Origin of the sequence: Mesorhizobium sp. M7A.F.Ca.AU.002.02.1.1 (assembly GCF_003998535.1) — a bacterium.
Taxonomy (GTDB): domain Bacteria; phylum Pseudomonadota; class Alphaproteobacteria; order Rhizobiales; family Rhizobiaceae; genus Mesorhizobium; species Mesorhizobium ciceri.
In genome coordinates this window covers 1-2,454 of sequence record NZ_RZPB01000836.1, presented here as the reverse complement: position 1 = coordinate 2,454, position 2,454 = coordinate 1, and the positions used below count along the sequence as shown (strand labels likewise).

General features: G+C 61.2%; 3 protein-coding genes and 1 pseudogene. 2 read left to right on the top strand and 2 right to left on the bottom strand.

What is annotated here, in order from left to right; all coding sequences use genetic code 11:
* Positions 1-1,205, top strand: a pseudogene (locus EN879_RS32045) (DNA-directed RNA polymerase subunit beta'); the annotation flags it as partial.
* 65 nt (positions 1,206-1,270) lie between these two features.
* On the opposite strand, the gene EN879_RS32040 reads toward EN879_RS32045, so the two are convergent.
* Positions 1,271-1,483, bottom strand: a complete 213-nt coding sequence (locus tag EN879_RS32040) for a helix-turn-helix transcriptional regulator (RefSeq protein ID WP_013531416.1) — start codon at positions 1,481-1,483, stop codon at positions 1,271-1,273.
* 13 nt (positions 1,484-1,496) lie between these two features.
* On the bottom strand, positions 1,497-2,075 hold the full coding sequence (locus EN879_RS32035; RefSeq protein WP_063168071.1) for a DUF2975 domain-containing protein: 579 nt from the start codon (positions 2,073-2,075) through the stop codon (positions 1,497-1,499).
* A gap of 96 nt (positions 2,076-2,171) precedes the next feature.
* Between EN879_RS32035 and EN879_RS32030 the strand changes: the two genes are divergently transcribed.
* Positions 2,172-2,454, top strand: a 283-nt coding sequence (locus tag EN879_RS32030) for a chlorophyllide reductase (protein ID WP_127274527.1), incomplete at its 3' end; no start/stop codon positions are given.

The window sequence follows — 2,454 nt, the reverse complement described above, 5'->3', positions numbered from 1 at the left end:
AGTTCGTGGACGATGGTGACAAGGTGAAGCGCGGCCAGCGTATCGCCGAGTGGGATCCCTACACGCGTCCGGTCCTCACCGAAATCGAGGGCAGGGTGTCGTACGAGGATCTGGTCGACGGCATTTCCGTTCAGGAAACGGCCGACGAGTCGACCGGCATCACCAAGCGTGAGGTCATCGACTGGCGCTCGACGCCACGTGGCAACGACCTGAAGCCGGCGATTGCGATCCAGGACGCCAAGGGCAAGGTCGGCAAGCTGTCCAAGGGCGGCGACGCCCGCTTCCTGCTCTCGGTCGAGGCCATTCTTTCGGTCGAGCCGGGTTCGCAGGTTCGCCCCGGCGACGTTTTGGCGCGTATTCCGATGGAAAGCGCCAAGACCAAGGACATCACCGGCGGTCTGCCGCGTGTTGCCGAGCTGTTCGAGGCACGTCGTCCGAAGGATCACGCCATCATCGCCGAGATCGACGGCACGATCCGCTTCGGCCGCGACTACAAGAACAAGCGTCGCATCATCATCGAGCCGCATGACTCGACGCTTGAGCCGGTCGAATACCTGATCCCGAAGGGCAAGCCGTTCCATCTCCAGGACGGCGACGTCATCGAGAAGGGCGACTACATCCTCGACGGCAACCCGGCGCCGCACGACATCCTGGCGATCAAGGGCGTGGAGGCACTTGCTTCCTACCTCGTCAACGAGATCCAGGAAGTCTACCGTCTGCAGGGCGTGTCGATCAACGACAAGCACATCGAGGTGATCGTTCGCCAGATGCTGCAGAAGGTCGAGATCACGGTGCAGGGCGATTCGACCTACATCCCGGGCGATCATGTCGACGTGATCGAACTGGAAGAGGTCAACGAGCGTCTGGTCGAGGACGGCAAGAAGCCGGCCGAAGGCCTGCCGGTGCTGCTCGGCATCACCAAGGCATCGCTGCAGACGCCGTCCTTCATCTCGGCCGCCTCCTTCCAGGAGACGACGCGAGTGCTGACGGAAGCTGCCGTTGCCGGCAAGACCGACATGCTGCAGGGCTTGAAGGAAAACGTCATCGTCGGCCGGTTGATCCCGGCCGGTACCGGCGGCACGATGAGCCAGATCCGGCGCATCGCCACCTCGCGCGACGAACTGATCATCGACGAGCGCCGCAAGGCCTCGGGTGCGGAAGTCGCCGAGCCGATGCTGGCCGACATGACCACCGCCGCGCAGTAAGCGCGGACGGCAACGATCTCAGGCAATAAGGCCGTCGGGGCAACCCGGCGGCCTATTTCTTTGTGCTATTCGGACACCCTCTCGAAGCGAAGCAGATCGCCCGGCTGACAGTCGAGATAGTCGCAGATGCGCTCCAGCGTGTCGAACCGGATACCCTTGACCTTTCCCTGCTTCAAAAGGGAAAGATTGGCCTCGGTGATGCCGACATATTCGGCCAGGTCCTTTGACTTCACGTTTCGTTCGGCGAGGACGACATTGAGCCTGACCCTTATGGGCATGAGCTGATCCTCATCAGATGAATTGCGCGTTTTCTTCGGCGAGTGCCGATGCCTCGGCCATGACCCAGGTGATGACAGCGACGATGCAAGCTGCCAGCAAGGTCAGCATCGTGTCGCTGTCGAGACCGAGCGTCAGCCGGTGCTGGCCGGCAGGCGCGTCCCAGCTGAGCAGAACGGACAATGCCGCCGCCGAAACCGGTTTCAGCAAGGCGGATGCCAGCAGGCCGAGGCCAAAGTATCGCAAATTGCTGATGGCGCCCTGACCGAAGAAGTTGCCGGACGCGAAAGCGCCGAAGCAGCGCCTTGCGGCCATGAGCGCGAAGACGAGGCAGGCAAGCGGCACGAACGAGATCGCGAACCCGACCAGTCTTCGACCGAGGCCAAGCTCGCTCAGCCATTCCTGTGGGATTTGCGCATCGGCCGCGATCGAACTGGCGGAGACGCTGAGCCAGTAGAACAGCAGACCGATGGTCAGCAATATGGCGAGGACGACAAAACACCTCGCCAGCACTAGGCTGAAAAGTCGGATGCGTCTCAATCTAAGCTGGCGGGCAGGATCGGCAGGGACAGCCGTGATGACAGGTTCAATCATCGCCGTTATCACTCCATTGTAATGAGTTATCGTTTTACAATAATTTGTTTATGCGTAATGATGATTCTTGTCAATTCCTCATCACAGGAGAAACCTATGCCTTCGTTCAAACGCCGGATTGCCGTGGCAGCCATCGCGATTGTCGCCGCGTCCATAACGCCTTTTGCTGCCATCGCCCTCCCGTCGACCGCGACAGGCCGGATATCGGTGGGGCAGGTGATGGAAATGCTCGACAAGGCCGACACCAGCCCGGTCGCCAGGCAAACGCTGGTCGCCTATGTCGCCGGGGTTGGCGAAGCCGCCGGCGTGATCGCCGACACGATCGGCAATGGCGGCCTCGTTTCCTGCAAGAGTTCTTTCAGCCTGGATACACGAGCGG

Excerpts from the sequence above, each read along its gene's own strand:
- EN879_RS32040 (WP_013531416.1), bottom strand. The coding sequence starts at position 1,483 with ATGCCCATAAGGGTCAGGCTCAATGTCGTCCTCGCCGAACGAAACGTG.
- EN879_RS32035 (WP_063168071.1), bottom strand. The coding sequence starts at position 2,075 with ATGATTGAACCTGTCATCACGGCTGTCCCTGCCGATCCTGCCCGCCAG.